This is a genomic window from Tardiphaga sp. 866_E4_N1_4 (genome assembly GCF_052076075.1).
GTDB lineage: Bacteria > Pseudomonadota > Alphaproteobacteria > Rhizobiales > Xanthobacteraceae > Tardiphaga > Tardiphaga robiniae.
Genome location: NZ_CP197242.1, coordinates 3,339,486 through 3,358,773, shown reverse-complemented (window position 1 = coordinate 3,358,773; position 19,288 = coordinate 3,339,486). Strand labels below are relative to the sequence as shown.

The window sequence follows — 19,288 nt, the reverse complement described above, 5'->3', positions numbered from 1 at the left end:
TCAAAGGCTGGCCCAAGGGCTGCCGGATTCAGCAGTGAGGTTGCGCAGTGCTCGTTAACGCCTGTGGCAGCGGTGCTGGCAGGCGAGCGAAGCGTGAGGTTCAGGAAGTTGAATACTCTCCGGGCGCGGGGGCGTCGAAGGAGCATGCAATGAAGGTACTTGTGGGATGTCTGGCCTCGGCCGGTCTGTTGCTGGCGAGCGGCGCTGTACAGGCACAGGCGCTGCCGCCGATGCGCGGCGACGTTGCCGCTGTGGCGCAGGTATCCGATGTCGGCGGTCCCTATGCGGCCATGCCGCCGGCGGCATATGCGGAGCCGCGCCCCTATGGCGTGTTGCGCCGCGGTTATGATCTGGCGGTGCTGCCGCTGCGCGAGGTCTATTCGATCCTCCGCGAGGCCGGCTTCTCTGCCCTCGGCATGCCGCAGCAACGCGGCCTCATCTACACGGTTGCGGCGATCGACCTCGACGGCGAGGACGGCCGGTTGGTGATCGATGCGCGCAGCGGACGCATTCTGCGCTTCATTCCGGCCTATCGCATGGGCGACCGGATGAGCGAGGAGATCGACACGCGCTATGGCCCGCAAGGCGCAGTGCCGACCCTGCCGCAATATCGCCGCCCGCCGTTCACGGCCGGGACGGCAACGCCGGCGCCGAAAGTTGCCAGCCGCACGACGAGCGTGCCGCTGCCGAAGCGGCCACCGGTGCGCGCGGTTGCGGCACCGGCCAAACCTGTCACTCCGGCCGAGACCAAGCCGGTCGCAGTCAAACCACCTGAAACGCCGCCGGCCGCGGCGCCCGTGCAGCAATCGGCCGTGACTGAGCAGAAGCCGGCCGAGACGAAACCGCCGGAAACGACGGGTGCTGCTCCGTCGACCTCTACTGCCTCGAAGCCGGAGGCCGCAGCACCGACGGTTCCGCCTCCCGCGACGGAAGCAAAGCCTACAGAGCCTAGTAAGCCTGCGGACACCCCTCCGCCCGTCCAGGGCATGGAATAGTTAGTGCAGCGCTGCGCACATAACAAAACGCCCCGGATTGCTCCGGGGCGTTTCATTTACAGCTACACTTACGTTACTTCACAAAGTCGCGGTTACGCGGCGACTTTCTCGGCCGAGCCGTCGACCACCTGCGGCGTGCTCACGGCGCCGGTGGAAATCGGAATGCTGCGCGGTTTCTTGGCTTCCGGGATCTCGCGGACGAGGTCCACATGAAGCAGGCCGTTCTCGAGTGAGGCGTTCTTCACCTGTACGAAATCGGCAAGCTGGAAAGCGCGTTCGAAGGCGCGGGCGGCGATGCCACGATAGAGCACTTCGGCCTTGCTGCCATTCTCGTTGGCAGCCTTCTCGCCCTTGATCGTCAGCGTGTTTTCCTTAGCGACGATGGAGAGTTCGTTTTGCGCAAAGCCGGAAACGGCGACGCTGATACGGTACTCGTTCTCGCCGGTGCGCTCGATATTGTAGGGCGGATAGCCCGGCGCTGCGTCACCTGTACTCTGATCGAGCAGATTGAACAGGCGGTCGAAACCGACGGTGGAACGATAAAACGGGGTGAGATCATAGCTACGCATTGGATAGTCCTCCATTGAGCGACTGTTGCAATAACCCGCCCGCCATAAGGGCCGGGCTTTCGTGTCATGCAGCCTAGAGAGGCCTGCACGAAGCTGATATGGGATGGGTCTGGCGGCTCGCAAGAGGGGCCGAAAGATTCGCGTCGACCTGTCTCCCGCCCTTGAAATCCCGCGTTTTTCGCCTAACCGGTCCCCCGCCATGACGCTCGTCTCCATTCCCGCCAACCCCGTTCCCGAGGGGGCCGTGTCCGGCACCATCAAGACGCCGGACGGCGCTGAGCTACGTTTTGCGCGCTGGGCGCCGACGACCGGGCGCAAGGGCACGGTCTGCGTGTTCAGCGGGCGCGGCGAATATATCGAGAAGTATTTCGAGACCGTGCGTGACCTGCGCGACCGCGGCTTTGCAGTGGCCATGATCGACTGGCGCGGGCAGGGGCATTCGTCGCGGCAGTTGCGCGATGGCCGCAAGGGTTACGTGCGCAGCTTCTCGGATTTCGAGATCGACGTCGAAAGTTTCGTGCAGCAGGTGGTGATGCCGGATTGCCCGCCGCCCTATTTCGCGCTGGCGCATTCGATGGGCGGCGCGGTGATGCTGCGTGTGGCGCATTCCGGCAAGCGCTGGTTCGATCGCATGGTGCTGTCGGCGCCGATGATCGATCTGCCGGGCCGTTCGACCTCGCTGCCGGCGCGGTTGTTGTTGCGTGTCATGCGCTGGACCGGGCAGGGCGGCAACTACATTCCCGGCGGCAATGGCGAACTGGTCGGGACCTCGTCATTCCCCAATAACAAGCTGACCAGCGATCCGGTGCGCTATGCGCGCAACGCGGCGATCCTCGAAGAGGATCCGACGCTCGGCATCGGCTCACCGACGGTGGCCTGGGCCGATACGGCGATCCGTGGGATGCACGGCTTTCGCGAGGCCAGCTATCCCGTGAAGATCCGTCAGCCGATCCTGATGCTGGCGGCCAGCAACGACCAGGTGGTGTCGACGCCGGCCATCGAGGAATTCGCCTATCACCTGCGTGCCGGCTCGCATCTGGTGATCGCCGGCTCCCGTCACGAGATCCTGCAGGAGCAGGATCGCTACCGGCAGCAGTTCTGGGCGGCGTTCGATGCGTTCGTGCCGGGCACGCCTCTGTTCAAGTAACGAAAGCCACTCATGCTCGGTATTCACGGCCTCTGGCTCTTCATCCTCTCCGGCATCCTCCTCAACATCACGCCGGGGCCGGACACGGCCTATACCGTGGGGCGCAGCGTGCAGATGGGCTGGCGCGGCGGCGTCGCGGCAGCGCTGGGGATCAGTGCAGGATGTCTGGTCCATGTCTTCGCCGCGGCGGTCGGATTGTCGGCGCTGCTGGCGGCGTCATCTTATGCTTTCACCGCAGTGAAATGGATCGGTGCGGCCTATCTGCTTTACACCGGCGTGCAGATGCTGCGTGCGCGGGCATCGACAGTTGCAACGAACGACGCCGCGGAAAAGCCGCTGCTGTCGCTTCGGCAGGTGTTCTGGCAGGGCGCCTTCACCAACGCGCTGAACCCGAAGGTAGCGCTGTTCTTTCTCGCCTTCCTGCCGCAATTCGTCGACGTGGATGCGCCCAGCAAGGCGCTCGCCTTCATCGTGCTTGGGCTGATCTTCATCAGCACGGGCACGATCTGGGGACTCGGCACGGCCATTGTCGCTGCGAAAGCCGCCAGCCGCGTCCGGCAATCCAGTCAGGCAATGGTGTGGATCAACCGCGCCCTCGGCGGCGTGTTCATCTATCTCGGCATCCGCGTGGCGATGCTCGAAACACGCTAGCGTTTACTTCAGCACCGCGAAAGTGGCGGTGACGGAGAGATAGATCCCGAGCAGCAGCATCGCGATCAGGAACCAGCGGCGGAACTGCTCGGGCTCCATGCGGTCGCGCACCGCCTGGCCGATGAACATGCCGGCAAAGGCGGTGATCATTGCGACAATGCCGGGCACCGCCGTCGCGGCCGTGAGCAGACCGGCGCTGGTGAGGTTGAACGCCTGGGCCATCGTGGCGACGGTGAAATAGAGGCCGAGCGCCTGCACCAGTTCGTTTTTCTCCATGCCGATTGACTGCATGAACGGCATGGAGGGAATGACCTGCACCCCGGTGGCCGCGGAGACCACGCCGGTCAGCACGCCGGCAATACCGCCGACCCACTTCTCGTTTTGCGGCGCCGTCTTGAACTGGAATTTCACCAGCGTCACCACGGCATAAATCACCAGCAGTACGCCGAGCACGATCGAGCCGTATTTGGCGTAGGGGCCGGTCATCAGGCTGCCGCAGAGCCAGATGGCCACCGCAGTGCCGATCAGCAGCGGCCACAGCCGGCGAATGATGTCGCGCAGATAGGGGCCGGCGAAGGTCTGCCAGATATTGGTGACGATGGCGGGCACGATGACGATGGTCAGCGCCTGCACAGGCGTCATGGTCACTGCCAGCAGGCCCATCGAGACGGTGGGCAGGCCGAGGCCGATGACGCCTTTGACGAAGCCGGCGAGCGCGAAAACAGCAGCAATCAGAATGAGCATGGAATCGATCATGGTGCGACACATTGACCGATCGGCCCGGCCGGCACAATCTGGAGGTTACGGAGACTGCCTTCGTTTGGAACGAAGGCTGGTGCGGAGAACGCCATGCATGCCGACCTTGTCGATCTCAGACTGTTCGTCGCGGTGGCCGAGGCGCGCAGTATCACCGCGGGTGCTGCCGCTGCCAATCTGGCGCTGGCCTCGGCAAGTGCCCGGATCAAGGGCTTGGAAGCGACAGTCGGCGTGCCGCTGCTGAAACGCGGGCGGCGCGGCGTCACACTGACGTCAGCCGGCGAGAGCCTGCTCGGCCATGCGCGCATTGTGCTGCAGAATGTCGAGACCATGCGCGGCGACATGGCCGCCTATGCCAATGGTATGAAGGCCAGCGTATCGATGCTCGCCAACACAGTGGGGCTCTCCGAACATCTACCGAAGGCGCTGGCGAGTTTCCTGCGCGAGCACCCCAATGTCAGCCTTGAGGTCGAGGAGCGCGAAAGCGCCGATATCGCCCAAGCAATCGCTGCCGGCATCGCCGATTTCGGCTTCGCGGCCGAGCATACGCTGCCAGACAGTCTGGAACGCTTCACCTTCAGCGAGGACCGGCTGATGCTGGTGACGGCGCCGCGCAGCGATCTCGCCGGCCGCCGTCACATCGATTTCCATGAGATCATCGACCGCGACTTCATCGGCCTCACTAATGCGACCGCGCTACAGAACCACATCGGCAAATATGCGGCGAAGCTGGGCGCGCGACTGCGCTACCGGGCGCAGATGCGGGATTTCGATGCGATGTGCCAGATGGCTGCGGCGGGGGTCGGCATTGCGATTGTGCCGGAAGTCGCGGCACGGCGCTGCGCGCGGTCGACGGCGTTGGCGTTGATCCGGATTCGCGATCCCTGGGCCAATCGAAAGCTGGCGATCTGCTTTCGCAGCCTGAAGACGTTATCCCGTCCGGCGCAGCAGATGATCGAGCATCTGCGCGCTGCAGCGCGGGCGTAGCAGTGCCCGATCAGGCGTTGAGGATCTTCAGCGCCGCCTCATGCACGCGCGGGTCGCCGGCGGCGACGATGCGGCCACCGTTCTGCGCGGGCTTGCCCTCCCATGTCGTCACCACGCCGCCGGCGCCGGTAATGATCGGGATCAGGGCTGCGATATCGTAGGGCTTCAGCTCGGTCTCGATGACGAGATCGAGATGGCCAGCGGCGAGCATGCAATAGGAATAGCAATCGCCGCCGTAGCGCGTCAGCCGCACACCTTTTTCGACGTCGTGAAATTTCGCGCGATCGGCGTCGCCCATTAGCCGCGGGCTGGTCGTGAACAAAGTCGCGTCTTTCAGCGATGCGCAGCGGCGCACGGCAAGCTTGCGGGTGGTGTTGTTGGCGCCCTGGTAGCGCGCCGAACCGCTGTCGCCGCTGAAGCGCTCGCCGATATAGGGCTGGTGCATCATGCCATAGACCGGTGTGCCCCGATGCAGCAGCGCGATCAGCGTGCCCCAGATTGGGAAGCCGGAGATGAAGGATTTGGTGCCGTCGATCGGGTCGAGCACCCAGACATATTCGGCGTCTTCGCGTTCGGTACCGAATTCCTCGCCAACAATGCCGTGCTGGGGGAAGTTGGCCTTGATCAGCCGGCGCATCACCGCCTCGGCGGCGCGGTCGGCTTCCGTGACCGGGTCGAAATCGGTGCTGTTCTTGTTGTCGATACTCAGCGAGGTGCGAAAGAACGGCAGGATGGTCTCGCCCGACGAGGTCGCAAGACGACCAATGAAGGCGTTGAAGTCGATGACCGTCACGGAGAGGTCCTTTGTTGCGGCTGCTGATGGGGACGTGTCGCTTCCTATACAGCGCAGGGCAACGACTCGCATCTGCGGTGATCGAAATCTCTCTGCGATTCCCCTAAGCCACAGCACTGAATCGGATTGCGATTTCCCTAAGATTCCTGATGTCCGGCATCAGAAATTGGCCAATGATATGAATATGCGATCATTTCATAAATAGGTCAAAGCTACTGCCATTTCTATATCGCATTGATTTTGCTTGTAGAAATTATGACGCCTATGCCTGAACGGTGCGATCACCATGCGAAATTTGCATGGAAATTTGCCCGAAAACTCTTGCACTTGGTGCGTCGCGGCTGCATATTGTTGCGGTGCGGTAGCGCTTGCGCTATCGCTGCCCTCCTTGGGCGTTTCCTCCCTAGACTTGGACCGCTTGCTATCGCAAGCGGTCCTTTTTTCTTGTCGGAGGAGTTTTGCATCACGGCGTGCCGACGTGGCTGCCGGCGATTGTCTTGTGTCGCCTGGCCTGTTCGTCGTCTGGCACCCCGACAGCCTCGGGCCCATTGCGACGTCAGTCATCAAGCAAGACTTATTCGGCTGAGAACCTCAAGCCGGTGTCCACTCGTGGCGGTTACTTCAGCGACGTATTGATGTCGCTGAACTTGCCATTGAGGTTGGTGCCGAGTCCGTTGACGACGGCAATGATGGCCAGCGAGATGCCGGCGGCGATCAGCCCATATTCGATCGCAGTCGCTCCCGATTCGTCCGACCAGAATTTCTTGATCATGTTCTTCATGTTCTCTCCTGCCATGTTGCACGGTTCCAATCCGCGGAACCACGCTGGCGGGGATAACCTAAAGTTGTATGAATCGTGGTGGTAGAATCCTGCCCCATCTCTAAATCCAGCGAAAATTGACAATTTGTCGCACGAAATAAGCGCTGTCGTGACCCGGCGGTCACGGTTCCAAATACCCCACCTGATTGAGTGACGGTTCGAACCCCGCGAGACGTTCGGCCCCGGCCTATTCGGCGGCGGCCTGGAACGGGCCGAGGCTGTCCAGCGGGATCTTCGCCAGCGCATCGGCCAGAACGGTAAAATCGGCAGCAATTTGATCGAAGCGCGCTGTCCTCTCGCGGCGGCGTTCGTCCATATAGATCGCCCGGTTCAGCTCGATCTGGATGGCGTGCAGCCCGCTGGCCGGGTTGCCGTAATGCTCGGTAATGAAGCCGCCGGCATAGGGCTTGTTACGGCCCAGCGAATAGCCGAGGCCGCCGAATGTGCCTTCGACCACCTCGGCCAGGATAGTGGCGCAGCTAGTGCCATAGCGGTCACCGACGACCACGTCCGGGCGGCGCGGCTCCTCACGGGAAATTCCGATCGAGGGCATCGAGTGGCAATCCACCAGGATCACCGTGCCGAATGTCTGATGCGCCTTGTTGATCAGGCGGCGCAGTGCGCGATGGTACGGCTTGTACAGCGCCTCGATCCGGGTGAGGGCGTCATCTACGTCGAGCCGCTCGCGGTAAATCTCCTGGCCGTCGCCGACCACCCGGGGAATCGTGCCAAGGCCGCCGGCGACCCGCATCGAGCGGGTATTGGCAAAACTGGGCAGGCGGCCGTTGAACATCCGCGGATCGAGCTCATAAGGCTCGCGGTTGACGTCCACATAGGAGCGCGGGAAGTGCACCCGGACCACCGGGAAGCCGCGATCGCTTAATCCCGCGATCAATTCGTCCATGAACGAATCTTCCGAGCGGCGCAGTGCCGTCACGTCGATGCGGGACGCACTGAGAAACTCCGCTGGATAGACCGAGCCGGAATGCGGGGAATTGAAAATGATCGGGGCGCGCCAGTTGGCCGGCTCGACGATCTCGAAGGGAGGCGACAGCTCACCGTCAAACTGGGTCATCGTCGCGCATCGTCCCTGCAGCCGCGTTCTTCGGTTTGCCCAGTCTGGCAGAAAACCGGCGCTTTGTGAGGCTGCATTGTCGATAACGGAAACAAGTCTGCCAAGTTAAAAACCTTCCGCAGGCGCGGCGATCGCGAGAAACGCGCTCATTTGTTGTGTTTCACGACGTTCTGGCGCACCATCTTGAGACGCTTATGCACAGTCTGCGCTGATCACCTTCACCCGAAATTTACCAGACCTCGGGCTTAGTGGGCGAACAGGTCCTCTCATTCGGGTTCGACGTCCAACCGCCATGCACAAAATCCTTCTCGCAGAAGACGACAACGACATGCGCCGCTTCCTGGTGAAGGCGTTGGAAAACGCCGGTTTTCAGGTGTCGCACCACGATAACGGGATGTCAGCCTATCAGAGACTCCGCGAGGAACCCTTTGAAATGCTTCTAACGGACATCGTGATGCCGGAGATGGACGGGATCGAACTGGCGCGCCGCGCCAGCGAACTCGACCCCGACATCAAGATCATGTTCATCACCGGTTTCGCCGCCGTGGCGCTGAATTCCGACTCGGAAGCGCCGAAAAACGCCAAGGTGCTGTCCAAGCCGGTCCACCTGCGCGAATTGGTCAGCGAAGTGAACAAGATGCTGGCGGCCTGAGGGCAGCCCGCTTTCCTGGATTTCTTTCTTGGATTTCCTACAAATCAGGCAAGGATTGGTACTCCGCCGTCCTTGCTTGTCCGGGTTTGACCCGTTATAGACCCCACACCCGTAACGACCGGTTCTTAGGGCGCGTAGCTCAGCGGGAGAGCACTTCCTTGACATGGAAGGGGTCACAGGTTCGATCCCTGTCGCGCCCACCATCATCTTAAAGGGTTTAGCCATCATGTGGCTGAGCCGCGAAAAGATGATTTCCACGAACTTTCCACGAGACCCGTCTGAGGCGCATTCGCCGTCGATAGGAGTCTCCATTTTTCCGGCCGATGTTCGCATGTTGGTCGCCGATGCCATAAGGTACCCGAAGCAAAGCCCATTTGGCCCCACGTTACTCCGATTGTAACACTGGTAACGCCGACGCTTTGACAGTCCCCGAGGATCACATCGTTGCCCGTTATCATCTCTAACAGTCTCGTAGTTGACGATACTCGCAATCGTTCAGGCCAGGCGACTGCCCGAAAGAAGAATACTCCACATCCCGCGCATTGCAAGCAAAACAGATGTTAGGCATGCTGCGTCGTCTGAGTCACTCGTTTGCTTGAAAACAATAATGGTCGGAAAACCAAAGCTTCCCAATTGGCTCGCCTACATCCGGCCTCATGTGCATCCGTACCTGGCGTTGGGAAGAGGAGAGCGCAAGAAGTACGTCGCGAAACTGTCGGCGAAGACAGATTTATCCGATAATAGCTTGCGGCGCATGATCGCGTCAGCACAGTTCCTGGAAGCCGAAGGCATCACCGATTTACCTCCCGGCGGACGCCTGCCGTTGGGGTCGGTCGAAAATATTGCCCGAATCGCTGCGCACGAACCGTCGCGTCGGCGCGAACTGCTGGATGAGGTGTGGGCCGGCCGCCTCACGATCGATCAGCTCGCAGAGGAGCTCGAGAAGACGAGAAGAAAGGCGAAACAACGCGCGAACACGAAGCATGTGGATGCGCCGGAAAATCCGGATCAGCTTCTTGCTTCGCGGGCCGTTGAAACTTTGAAGTCGATGAATTTCGACCTTGAGGGAATGGCGATCGTCAGCTTCGACGCCTTTGGGGATCGACAATATTTCGATTCGCAGACTAGGCCGGCCCTTGTCATTCTAATTCCGACTAAGCCGCCGATTTTGGTGATGGATGGCCAGCGGCTGGGAGGCACGGCTGCCTCTTTCATGAGACAACGCATAGAGTTTCTGCGCAATATCCTGGTCGCAGCCGGTCTGTACGAAACGGTATTGGTCTATGCACCGCACTGGCATGAAGACGTCGCGAAACTGCTTCAGCATGCGCGCTCGTCGGTGGGAAACCGGATCATTCAAATCAAAGAAATTCCCACACTTGTCGACGATATTGGTTCGAGGTCCTGAGCTGGCGATCGTCTAGGATCACCGCGCTGTCAGATCATCAGGAGAGTAGCCGCCACGATCACGAAGACCGCAGTCAAGCCATGAACGCTCAAGGCGGTCCGAGCTGAGCCCTTGCTTGGCCGCAGCTGAAACGGTCGAGACGAAGATGGGTTCGCAGCTCTACGAGCTTTTCTCCAACGATCCCGAGATACAAAATCTACTTATCCTCCAGGACGCCTCACGGTCGGAAATCTTGAAGGAACTTGGCTGGTCGCTGACGACTTACGAGACGGTAGTGAAGGGGAAGAAGAGGCGAATGGCTCGTCTGTTGAACGAGGGTAAAATATCACCGGTACCGAACGTATCGGTCTTCGCACTCAGATCATGGAGGAGATAGCGGATGAGATGTTCGGTCTCGACGGCAATGAGCTCGACATGTTTCTCACTGAATGCGGCTTCGAGCCGGCCTCTCTGCTACGGGATTTCGATCGGTTCGTTCTGTCGACGAAAGCCGGACGACGGCGTTTCGAAGCGGCCAAGATCGCACTTTCGCGACCGAAGCCCGCTGCCCGTGTCGCGCATCTGGTAGGGGCTCGGAAACAACAGATATTCGACGACGTTAAGCGAGCGATGGCGACTAGCGGAAGCATGACGATCGCCGCGCGTAAGATCGAATCGGTGAACGATTTGGATCGGTTTCTGGAGGCGTGCCTTGACCTCGGCATCATCGACGAAAACGGCGATATGAAGGATTGAGCGTGCGTCCGGCAGAAACACTCCTCCGCGATCTCGGGATCGAAGACCCTCGCGACATCGACCTGCCGACGATAGCACTCTGCGTTGGTGCGGAGATCCGCTACGAAGCGCTCATCAGCTGCGAAGCCCAGATCGTCGGTTACAAGGATGGAGCCATCATCTATGTCGATGTAGACGTGCGCGATCCTCGGCGCCGGTTTAGTGCGGCGCACGAGCTCGGCCATTGGCATCACCATAGGGGACGCTCGTTCGTATGTCGGTCGGACGATATCGGACGCCTGGGTGATGCGGGCACCAAGGTGGTCGAGCGGGAGGCGGATTCCTACGCGGGGGATCTGCTTCTGCCTTCCTATCTTTTCGGCCCGTTATTGGCTGTAGCCGGTGAAGTCGGACTTGAGACCATCGCCGAACTGGCGCGAACCTTTTCGACAAGTCTCACTGCGACGGCGATCAGAGTGGTCAGATCGACCTGTCAGCCTCTGATCGTAATCGCCCACGATCTGTCTGGACGTCGGTGGCAGTGGAGTAGTCTTGGCGTCGGAGGGTTGCGGATACGCCCGGATCCAGACATGCGCTCAAGCGCTTTCACCGCGATCGCCGGGGCGGCGGGATTGAGGCCTGCCAAGAAAGAGCCTGCAAGCTTTTGGTTCGATCGACGGCACGTCGAACAGTTCGACGTCCGAGTACAGAGTGTTCGAACCTCAGACGGCGAGGCACTAACGATTTTGCGCATTCTTGATCCGAAGATGATCGACATCTACGGCTAATCGTCGTTCCGACAGTCAATCCTTGATCCGCACACCGAGCGCATCGAGAAGGAGTGGAAGGTATTTGTCGACCTGCTCGCGGTCACTCTGCTTCTCTTCTTCGCTGAGGTCTGCGTACGACATGTCGCATTGTCGCTCCCATCGATCTGCCAAATCTCCCGGGATAACGAGTGATCCATTCTCCGATCGCGTACCCTTGCCGTGCATGTACTTCTGCCAGTGCGTCCATCGCTCGTGTTCTATGTCCGCCAACCGCTCTCTTAGCTCGGCGATATGCTTTCGAGAAATATCGGTAGCGGCCATGCTGAAACTCCATACGATCGCGCCGCGGCGAATGCGCCGCGCTTCCCCGATGCGTTCGAAACGTCCAGTCGTCGATGCAGGCAGAAGCGTGCGTCACGACTACACCAATTCGATGGGGGATGACACGCCTACTTGGACTGCGGCGATTGTGGCCCGCTTCGTGGACGCAGGCGCGCCAACGCAGCTCGAAGGGACGGGTATCCTCGACAGCGACGGCCTTGCGCAGATCGTCCTCGATCATAGGGCGCGACGCCCGACGGGCGAACCTGCGTGCGTCGTTGACGACGCGTTCTATGTCGGCGCCGGTCATGCCGATGGCCAACTCGGCGAGCGGCTCCAGATCGATGTCCGGCAGGTCGCGACCCAAGCGGACGCGCAGCATCTTCTCCCGATCATCCTGTCCGGGCAGTCCGATGTCGACGATGCGCTCGAAGCGACCCGACCTCAGCAGCGCAGGATCGCAGCGGCTGAGATCGTTGCTGGCCCCGATCAGGACGACGCCGTCCCTTCCGGCGATGCCGTCGACGAGTTCGAGCAGCGAGTTCACCACCTCGATCTGATAGTCCTTGTGCGAATGCGTGAGGCTGGCGCGGTCGGGAAAGGAATCGATCTCGTCGATGAAGAGCACGCACGGGCTGCGTGCGCGCGCGTCCTGGAAATCCTGACGCATGGCGCGTAGCAGATGCCCGAGATGCGCCTCCCCGCTCGCCTGCCACTTCGCCAGCGTCGCGGTGATCAGATTCATGCCCGCCTCGGCGGCGAAGACCTTGGCGAACGTGGTCTTGCCGGTGCCTGGCAACCCCGTCAGGGCCACCGCCGATGCGACGGAATTCCAGCCGATCTCTCCCGCGCGCCAGGCCTTGATGTCGGCAATCGCCATCTCCGCCCACTCCCTGGCTTCGCCGAGGCCGTGGAGTTGGGCGAGGGTGAGATCGCGCGCATCCTTGGTCGCGTGCTTCACAGCCGCGAGGCGTTCGAGCTCGGCGAGACATTCTTCAGGCTCGCGGTCGAAGCGGACGGCGATCGCGAGATCGGAAAGGCTGGTGCCGGCGGCGGTGAGGGCATCCAGGCGACGCGGGCTGCGCCTACCGGTGACGATGCGGATCGCGCGGCCGATCGTCGTCGGATCGAGCGGCGCCATCTCGATGCGCGCAGTCGCCGCCCTAAGGATGCACTGCGGCAGATGGGAATTTCCGGACGGCGAGATGGCAATGAGCGGCAATCCCATCGACAGCGCCACGAGGCCCATATGTTCCTGGTCCGCGAGCTTCGCCGGCTTCTGCGGGTCGCGAGCGACGAGATACAGCGCGTCGTCGTCGCGGTGACGACGGCGCGACCCGTCCGCCGCAACCTTGCGCAGGAGTTTGGGGTCGAAGAGGACCGTCTTCCAGCTGTCGGCGACGGCCGTGAAGAGGTCGGGGGAGGGGATGTCGATCACGATCGTGGGAGCCCGCCGGCGGAGGTCGTCGAGCAGAGCGGGACGCTGGTCGAACAGACGCGCGAACATCAACCGCGCCGCCAATTCCGCGACCCGCAGCACTTCCGCGGAGTCGATGCCCGGCTTGCCCGCGCGGTTGTCGTCTTCATCATCCCGGGAGGCGATCGAGCGCAGAGCGGCGAAGCCCTTGCGGATGTCGGTCTTCGGTCGCGCCTTCCTGTCGGCAGGGATGGCTTCCACGAATGCGCGGAACGCGTTGACCTCCTTGCAGGCGGCGCGGTAGGTCGCCGCTTCGAGTTCGCCCATGGCGGGCGGCGCGTTCTTCCGGGGCTTGTCGGCGGCGACGTCCGTACCATGGTCACGGCGCTTACGGCTGTTCGAAAGATCTTTCATTGTCTCGTTCTTCATGTCGGCATGTCGGTCTTCGAGAGTGAACTTGCGGGTGCCGCTAGGCGGTCGGACCTTTTCCAAACCAATTCTGGCGATGAGCATGCGGAGGTCGGTCATGTGTGCGTCTCACTGAGGGATGATGTCGGTGGCGATGGTGCCGGCGGTCCGGCGGGGTAGACGTCTCGCGGCTTGCTAGGGCGGCCGCACCTTCTCCAAGGCAAGTCTGGCGATGAGCTTGCGAAGATCAGTCATGGGACACCTCGACGATGCAGGCAGGATCGAAGGCGACGCCTTCTCCAGGATAGCCCCGTGGATTGCTGATCATCCGGCACCCGGTGCGCCGGAAATTCATGGGCCGGCGGGTATGGCCCGAGATCCACGCGGCGGGGCGGTGGCGGTCGACGATCGGCAGCAGCTCCGACGCGTAGGCCGCGGAGAAGATGCTGCGCTGGTGACGCGGATCGACCGCCTCGATCGATGCTCCGTGATGCGTCAGGACGACGGCGCGCTTGCCTTCCGACGCGATCCTGGCGAGCTCATGCTCGACGAAGCGGCGCGACTGCAGATGGACCGCGCGGGCCTCCTGCGGCCGGAAGCGCATCCACGGCGACTTCCCGATCGCCTCGTGGTCGGCCTCGGTCTTCATCTTCTTCGAGGTCAGCTTCGCGAGGTTCTTGGTGACGGGGTCCAGAGGGTCGGACAACCGGCCGGCATGCATGATCAGCCGACGGGTGCCATGGAGACGCAACACGATGTCTTCCGCGATCACGACGTCACCTCCGCCCGGGTGGGGTCGACGAGGGTCGAGCGGACGTCGCGCAGACGCGGCGCATCGGCGATCATCGGACGGCGGTCCTCGTAGCGGCGCCGGCGCATGAAGGTGGTGACCTCGCGGTGGCATTCGCCGCAGAGGGCGACGAGATCGCCGTCGCGCTCGTCGCCGAGATTGACGTAGTCGCGGTGGTGGGCTTCGAGCGGCGGCGTCGTCGACGCGCACAGGCGGCACTTGCCGCGGGCTATGGCGAGCTCGCGCAGGCGGGCCCCGTTGGTGCGCCAGCGGTGGCTGGCGATATAGATGGGGTAGTCCATGATGGTCTCCGTCAGGAGCGACGGATGCCGCTCTCACTGTCACATTAAGCGACATTGATGCTGTCTTGTCCACTGTTCCTTTCAGTGACAGTGGGCTATGGTTAACGCGTTGCCGGTTCGGCTTCGGGAGTAGCGCTTTGACGGACGACAGGATACCGACCGCGAGGATGATCCGGGCGGCGAGAGGTCTCGCCAACATCGATCAGGCGGTGCTCGCCGAACTGGTCGGCGTCGACAGAAGGACGATCATCCGGATCGAGGCCGACGACGCGCCGCCGACGAACCCTCGGCGGATCGCGGTCATGCAGAGCATTCGGGACGTCTTGGAAGGCGACGCGTACAACGTCCGGTTCGTCTACGCGGACCGCAACACAGGCGAGGGCGTCATCATGAAGCACGGCGCCTGAAGCGGTCGGCGCGAAATCTCCTAACCGGTCGGGTAGAGGTTCTTCGGGTCCCGGATCAGGATCACCGAGAAGTCCCACCTGAGGGCGTAGGACGTCGCGTTCGCGATGGCCTCGGCGACCGGTCCGGCGACCTCGACCACGGTGCGGATCCGGCGCACCGGATCGGCCGCGCTCTGCACCGCCTCCCATTGTCCGACCACCCGGCCGTCCTTCTCGGCCCGCACCGCCAACTCGATCCGCCGGGTGCAATCGGCGGGTAGGGACCGCACAATGCGGACGCCGGTCTCGGCCGGCTCCCACACGGCGCCGGTCTTGAACGGAGCGCCGGTCACGCGACCCCGCTCCCGTACGACGCGGTAGCCCAAGCCGCGCATTACTTGCCCGACCGACCAGCCGCAGAATTGACTCGCCGCGTCCTTTTCCGCCTTCGTCGGCAACGCGTCGATGACACGGCCCGCCTCGACCGCGACGGCCTGGACTGCGGGCCGTCCCATCCGCGACATCAACAGGAAGTCGGCGACCAGTTCGGGCGCGTCGACGATCTCCGTCAGCGCAATGCCGGTCGCGGTCCCGGCATAGGAGTGAAACCTGTTAGACATGGGCGGGCCTTGGTTTTGACAACACGAAACGTGACTGCATAACATTTAACCACTCGTTTCGTGCAGTCAAGATGATGGCGTGCGCCAGAACGGGCATTCCTGGTGCGGCCTGGCCGGGCGAGCGCGAATCCTTGGACGAATGTTCGGGAGAGCCGACGCCGGAAAGATCGACCGGCCGACGGCCGCCTCTGCGCCGCTGTCGGACGAATCCTTGAAATCCCGCAGCGCCGGAAATCGCGTCCGCCGCAACGCCGGGCGGCCGGCGACGGGTCGCGGGACCGGGATCGGAACGGGCGGGGTTCGGGACCATGCGTCCCGAACCCTATACGCCGTGACGCTTGCACAGGCCCGATGATGGCATTGAGGTTTCGCTGCAAGGCTCGTCCCGAACCTCAGCTTTCAGGAGCACGAAATATCTCGGTTAGCCAATCGACGAAGACCCTAATTCGTGAAGACGGGTGCCGGCTCTCCGGATAGAGCACGGACACGGGCATGGCTGGAGGCGGAAAGCCTTCCATTATCGGTATCAACAGTCCGGCCGTGATCTGATGCTCTACGCGATATCGAGGGACCTGTATCAATCCGAGCCCTGCAACCCCGGAGGCAGCGTAGATTTCCGCGCCGCGGACGATGACATCGTAAGGAAGCGGAATCTCCTGTGCCACGCCCTCGTTTTCGAACTCGAGCGGATAGGGTTGACCGGTTGCGGAGGCGACGTAGGCGACCATCTTGTGGCCATCGAGGTCATCTGGTGACGACGGTACGCCATGACGTTTGAGATATGCCGGGCTCGCTAGGGTTAGTTGCTCGAACACCGTGATACGGCGCCCGATCAGAGAGGAATCGGGCAATTCACCTGCTCGCACGACGCAGTCGACACCTTCGGTGATGAGGTCGACCAACCGGTCGCCTTCACTGAGGCTGAGCGACACGCCAGGATAGCGGGCGATGAACTCCGGCAAGCGGGGCAGGATAAAAAACCGCCCGATGGTGCCCTGCATATCAACGCGAAGCGGCCCCCTGGGTTCGGCATTCCTGAATACGTTTTCTACCTCATCCAGGTCCGCAAGGAGGCGGACGGAGCGCTCATGGTAGAGCGTACCATCGAGCGTCGGCCTCACATTTCGGGTCGTTCGTTCGAGCAGCCGAACACCAAGATCTTCCTCCAGGCGCTGGATCGCATGAGTCGCGCTGGGACGCGGAATCCGCAGGTCCCTCGCAGCTTGAGCGAAGCTTCCACGTTCCACGATCCTCACGAACAGCCGCATGATGTCGATGCGATCCATGACCATCCCGTACCCGATTGTTATGTTTTTTGAAACGGTGATGTTGAATTTGCCTTCCTACCCCTGTTTTTCGAAATGGTTACGCTCGTTCACGGGCTCAGCGATGGAATGAAGGCGACATGTCGAATGAAGTTCAGGCGAGCGGGCACCCTGGAACGAACAAGGAAGCCCGACTCCTCTTCCCGTTTCTTGCTCCGTTCTATGCGGTCGCAAAGCCCGCCGCCTACGCGGTCCTCCGGGCCGCGTTCGGCCTTACGATCGTTACTCATGGGGTTCCGAAGCTGTTCGGCATGGCCCACGGCTCAATGGCCGATCCGATGAGCGGGTCGATCCACCTAATCGGCAAGGTTCTGAAACTGCCCTTCGCGCCTCAGGTCGCCATGTTCGTCGCGCTACTCGAGACGTTTGGTGGTTTGGCCTTGGCGATCGGCCTGGCGACGCGCTTCATTGCTCCGATGCTGGGTGTGCAGATGCTCTTCATCAGTATCGCGCTTGGCCCGACATATCCGTGGATCGACCGTGGCATCGAGTACCCGCTGATGCTGGGCTTCATCGCTCTACTGATTTCGATCCACGGTGCCGGCCCATATTCAATCGACCGACGCATCGGTCGCGAACTCTGACCGCAAGAAGCAAGTACCCATCGTTCCTTTCAACAGATCGACCAAACGGAGTGAGCATATGCCATTTGTCAATTTCAAGGTTCCCGAGGCAGCGCTGAGCCGAGCCCAGAAGGAAGAGATTGTCCATCGGACCACGGCGATGCTCGTCGAATATTTCTCCGAGGCAGTTCGGCCGCACACAATGGTCTTAATCGAGGAAATCAAGGACGGCGGCTATGCGCGCGCCGACGAGGTCTTCGTGATTCCGGATGAATATCGAGCAAACGGCTGATGCCGCGGGACGACACGACAGAGGATCCGCGCCGATGACCACCTCGACGAGCAGAGTTGCGATCGTCACGGGTGCATCCCGTGGCATCGGAGCCGCCATCGCTCGCCGGTTGGCGAGCGATGGTCTCACGGTCATCGTAAACTATGCCGGCAGCGCCAATGCGGCCGGTAAGGTCGCGGACGAGATCGAAAAGCTCGGCGGCCGAGCTATATCCTGCCAGGCCGATGTCAGCGACCCGCAGGCTGCGTGAAGGATGTTCGATTTCGCAGAGGCAGCCTATGGCTGCGTCGACGTCCTGGTGAACAATGCTGGCATCATGAAACTTGGGCCGGTCGCAGACTTCGACGACGCGACTTTCGATCAGACTATCGCGATCAACCTGAAGGGCACGTTCAACGGTCTCCGGGAGGCGGCGAAGCGCCTGAGGAGCGGCGGCCGCATCGTGAACTTTTCCAGCAGCGTCGTCGGGCTCTATCAGCCCACCTACGGCATCTATACGTCGACCAAAGCCGCGGTCGAGGCCCTGACGCATATCCTCGCAAAGGAACTGGGATCTCGACGCATCACGGTCAATGCCGTCGCGCCTGGACCGGTGGCCACCGAGCTTTTCTTCGAAGGCAAGGATCAGGCGACGCTGGATCGCATCAAGCAGATGAACCCGCTATGCCGTTTGGGCGATGTTGATGACATCGCTCGCGTTGTTTCCCTGCTGGTTGGGCCGGACGGCGGCTGGATCAATGGCCAGATCATCCGGGCAAACGGTGGGGTGATCTGAGAAGACGGCATCCGTTGCGAACCCTCCGGCTTCTGTTCGAACGGCAGGATGCCACCTACAAGATGTGGTCGCTGATGTCCTTCGTTACTCGTGCCGGCGCTTTCCTTCGCTTTGTCTCGCTGGAAAGGCGAGGATTTCTTCCTGGCGGCTTGGATTTGCCGGCGGGCCAGGCGGAAAGCGCCTGCTGCGCGACGGCCTCCAGCATTTCACGGCGGAAGCCGGCCTTGGCCTGCACTGCCATGCCGTGCGTGATCGCCAGCAGGAATGCCGCAAGGGCATCTGCGTCGACCGTCTTCGGCAGGTCGCCCTCGGTCCTGGCCCGTTCGAAGCGCTCGCGAAGCCGCGCCTGACCGGCCGCACGAAAGTCGATCAGCGCCTGCCGCACTGATTCCGCTTCGTCCGATCCAGCCAAGACGCCGTTGACGCCCAGACACCCCGTGTGTTCGGGATACCGCGTATTCAGGTCAACAGCGTGGCGCAAAATGTGCTCAGCGACCTGCCGCGCCGTCGGTAATTTCAGCGCTTCCGGAATGTAGTCCAAGTAGCGATCCTCGTAGCGCGCGAGCGCCTGGCGGAAGAGCGCCTCCTTATTGCCGAACGCGGAATAGAGCGCGGGCCTCTCGACGCCTGTCGCCTCGGTCAGATCGGCATATGAGGCGCCTTCGTAGCCCTTGCGCCAAAACACGCCGAGGGCGGCGTCGAGCACCTGTTCCACATCGAATTCGCGGGGGCGGCCCATGGTCTCATCCCTT

The 19,288-nt window shown here is 61.9% G+C and carries 22 protein-coding genes, 1 tRNA gene and 1 pseudogene; 13 read left to right on the top strand and 11 right to left on the bottom strand.

Annotated features, from left to right (window positions below):
* Positions 1–149 precede the first annotated feature (149 nt).
* The gene (locus AB8B20_RS16415; protein WP_439074615.1) at positions 150–995 is read left to right on the top strand and encodes a hypothetical protein; all 846 of its coding nucleotides are present in this window, start codon (positions 150–152) and stop codon (positions 993–995) included.
* A 92-nt stretch (positions 996–1,087) separates the two neighbouring features.
* Here the strand turns inward: AB8B20_RS16415 and AB8B20_RS16410 are convergent, their stop codons facing one another.
* Entirely contained in the window at positions 1,088–1,564 is a 477-nt protein-coding gene (locus tag AB8B20_RS16410) for an Hsp20 family protein (protein ID WP_439074616.1), read from the bottom strand.
* Between the two features lie 199 nt (positions 1,565–1,763).
* Here AB8B20_RS16410 and AB8B20_RS16405 point away from each other — a divergent pair, with 199 nt between their 5' ends.
* Complete coding sequence (locus AB8B20_RS16405; protein WP_439074617.1) at positions 1,764–2,711, top strand: alpha/beta fold hydrolase; 948 nt, start codon at positions 1,764–1,766, stop codon at positions 2,709–2,711.
* 12 nt (positions 2,712–2,723) lie between these two features.
* Positions 2,724–3,362 (top strand): LysE family translocator, encoded by a 639-nt coding sequence (locus AB8B20_RS16400; RefSeq protein WP_439074618.1) that lies wholly within the window; start codon positions 2,724–2,726, stop codon positions 3,360–3,362.
* A 3-nt stretch (positions 3,363–3,365) separates the two neighbouring features.
* Here the strand turns inward: AB8B20_RS16400 and AB8B20_RS16395 are convergent, their stop codons facing one another.
* Positions 3,366–4,118 carry a sulfite exporter TauE/SafE family protein gene (locus AB8B20_RS16395; RefSeq protein ID WP_439074619.1) on the bottom strand — a complete coding sequence of 251 codons (753 nt, stop codon included), beginning with the start codon at positions 4,116–4,118 and terminating at the stop codon, positions 3,366–3,368.
* A 93-nt stretch (positions 4,119–4,211) separates the two neighbouring features.
* Between AB8B20_RS16395 and AB8B20_RS16390 the strand changes: the two genes are divergently transcribed.
* Positions 4,212–5,105: a LysR substrate-binding domain-containing protein gene (locus AB8B20_RS16390; protein WP_439074620.1), complete on the top strand. Its 894-nt coding sequence runs from the start codon at positions 4,212–4,214 to the stop codon at positions 5,103–5,105.
* Between the two features lie 10 nt (positions 5,106–5,115).
* Here the strand turns inward: AB8B20_RS16390 and hisN are convergent, their stop codons facing one another.
* The 3 genes from hisN to AB8B20_RS16375 form a co-directional block, all read right to left on the bottom strand.
* A complete protein-coding gene (gene hisN, locus AB8B20_RS16385) occupies positions 5,116–5,898 on the bottom strand; it encodes a histidinol-phosphatase (protein ID WP_439074621.1) in 783 nt (260 codons plus the stop codon).
* Between the two features lie 616 nt (positions 5,899–6,514).
* Positions 6,515–6,679, bottom strand: coding sequence for a Flp family type IVb pilin (locus tag AB8B20_RS16380; protein WP_170849584.1), 165 nt, complete (start codon positions 6,677–6,679; stop codon positions 6,515–6,517).
* A gap of 226 nt (positions 6,680–6,905) precedes the next feature.
* Complete coding sequence (locus tag AB8B20_RS16375; RefSeq protein ID WP_320445547.1) at positions 6,906–7,793, bottom strand: N-formylglutamate amidohydrolase; 888 nt, start codon at positions 7,791–7,793, stop codon at positions 6,906–6,908.
* A gap of 292 nt (positions 7,794–8,085) precedes the next feature.
* Here AB8B20_RS16375 and cpdR point away from each other — a divergent pair, with 292 nt between their 5' ends.
* From cpdR to AB8B20_RS16350, 5 genes are all read left to right on the top strand, one after another.
* Positions 8,086–8,445: a cell cycle two-component system response regulator CpdR gene (gene cpdR / locus AB8B20_RS16370; protein WP_015669438.1), complete on the top strand. Its 360-nt coding sequence runs from the start codon at positions 8,086–8,088 to the stop codon at positions 8,443–8,445.
* A gap of 128 nt (positions 8,446–8,573) precedes the next feature.
* A tRNA-Val gene (locus tag AB8B20_RS16365) sits at positions 8,574–8,648 on the top strand.
* Between the two features lie 404 nt (positions 8,649–9,052).
* Entirely contained in the window at positions 9,053–9,853 is an 801-nt protein-coding gene (locus AB8B20_RS16360) for a hypothetical protein (protein ID WP_439074622.1), read from the top strand.
* 384 nt (positions 9,854–10,237) lie between these two features.
* Positions 10,238–10,588, top strand: coding sequence for a hypothetical protein (locus AB8B20_RS16355; RefSeq protein WP_439074623.1), 351 nt, complete (start codon positions 10,238–10,240; stop codon positions 10,586–10,588).
* 2 nt (positions 10,589–10,590) lie between these two features.
* Positions 10,591–11,355, top strand: coding sequence for an ImmA/IrrE family metallo-endopeptidase (locus tag AB8B20_RS16350; RefSeq protein ID WP_439074624.1), 765 nt, complete (start codon positions 10,591–10,593; stop codon positions 11,353–11,355).
* Between the two features lie 82 nt (positions 11,356–11,437).
* Here the strand turns inward: AB8B20_RS16350 and AB8B20_RS16345 are convergent, their stop codons facing one another.
* From AB8B20_RS16345 to AB8B20_RS16335, 3 genes are all read right to left on the bottom strand, one after another.
* Entirely contained in the window at positions 11,438–13,603 is a 2,166-nt protein-coding gene (locus AB8B20_RS16345; RefSeq protein ID WP_439074625.1) for an ATP-binding protein, read from the bottom strand.
* 127 nt (positions 13,604–13,730) lie between these two features.
* Positions 13,731–14,255 (bottom strand): hypothetical protein, encoded by a 525-nt coding sequence (locus AB8B20_RS16340; protein WP_439074626.1) that lies wholly within the window; start codon positions 14,253–14,255, stop codon positions 13,731–13,733.
* A complete protein-coding gene (locus tag AB8B20_RS16335) occupies positions 14,252–14,575 on the bottom strand; it encodes a hypothetical protein (protein WP_439074627.1) in 324 nt (107 codons plus the stop codon). Before AB8B20_RS16335 ends, AB8B20_RS16340 begins: the two co-directional genes overlap by 4 nt.
* Before the next feature lie 137 nt (positions 14,576–14,712).
* Here AB8B20_RS16335 and AB8B20_RS16330 point away from each other — a divergent pair, with 137 nt between their 5' ends.
* Positions 14,713–14,982 carry a helix-turn-helix domain-containing protein gene (locus AB8B20_RS16330; RefSeq protein ID WP_439074628.1) on the top strand — a complete coding sequence of 90 codons (270 nt, stop codon included), beginning with the start codon at positions 14,713–14,715 and terminating at the stop codon, positions 14,980–14,982.
* A gap of 20 nt (positions 14,983–15,002) precedes the next feature.
* On the opposite strand, the gene AB8B20_RS16325 is transcribed toward AB8B20_RS16330, so the two are convergent.
* Together AB8B20_RS16325 and AB8B20_RS16320 are read right to left on the bottom strand one after the other, a co-directional pair.
* Positions 15,003–15,581 carry a hypothetical protein gene (locus AB8B20_RS16325; protein WP_439074629.1) on the bottom strand — a complete coding sequence of 193 codons (579 nt, stop codon included), beginning with the start codon at positions 15,579–15,581 and terminating at the stop codon, positions 15,003–15,005.
* Between the two features lie 392 nt (positions 15,582–15,973).
* Positions 15,974–16,867, bottom strand: coding sequence for a LysR family transcriptional regulator (locus AB8B20_RS16320; RefSeq protein WP_439074630.1), 894 nt, complete (start codon positions 16,865–16,867; stop codon positions 15,974–15,976).
* Between the two features lie 119 nt (positions 16,868–16,986).
* Here AB8B20_RS16320 and AB8B20_RS16315 point away from each other — a divergent pair, with 119 nt between their 5' ends.
* From AB8B20_RS16315 to AB8B20_RS16305, 3 genes and pseudogenes are all read left to right on the top strand, one after another.
* Entirely contained in the window at positions 16,987–17,490 is a 504-nt protein-coding gene (locus AB8B20_RS16315; RefSeq protein ID WP_439074631.1) for a DoxX family protein, read from the top strand.
* A 58-nt stretch (positions 17,491–17,548) separates the two neighbouring features.
* The gene (locus tag AB8B20_RS16310; RefSeq protein ID WP_439074632.1) at positions 17,549–17,761 is read left to right on the top strand and encodes a tautomerase family protein; all 213 of its coding nucleotides are present in this window, start codon (positions 17,549–17,551) and stop codon (positions 17,759–17,761) included.
* A gap of 34 nt (positions 17,762–17,795) precedes the next feature.
* Positions 17,796–18,536, top strand: a pseudogene (locus AB8B20_RS16305) (SDR family oxidoreductase).
* Positions 18,537–18,591: 55 nt separating this feature from the next.
* Here the strand turns inward: AB8B20_RS16305 and AB8B20_RS16300 are convergent.
* Complete coding sequence (locus tag AB8B20_RS16300; RefSeq protein WP_439074633.1) at positions 18,592–19,275, bottom strand: TetR/AcrR family transcriptional regulator; 684 nt, start codon at positions 19,273–19,275, stop codon at positions 18,592–18,594.
* Positions 19,276–19,288 lie beyond the last annotated feature (13 nt).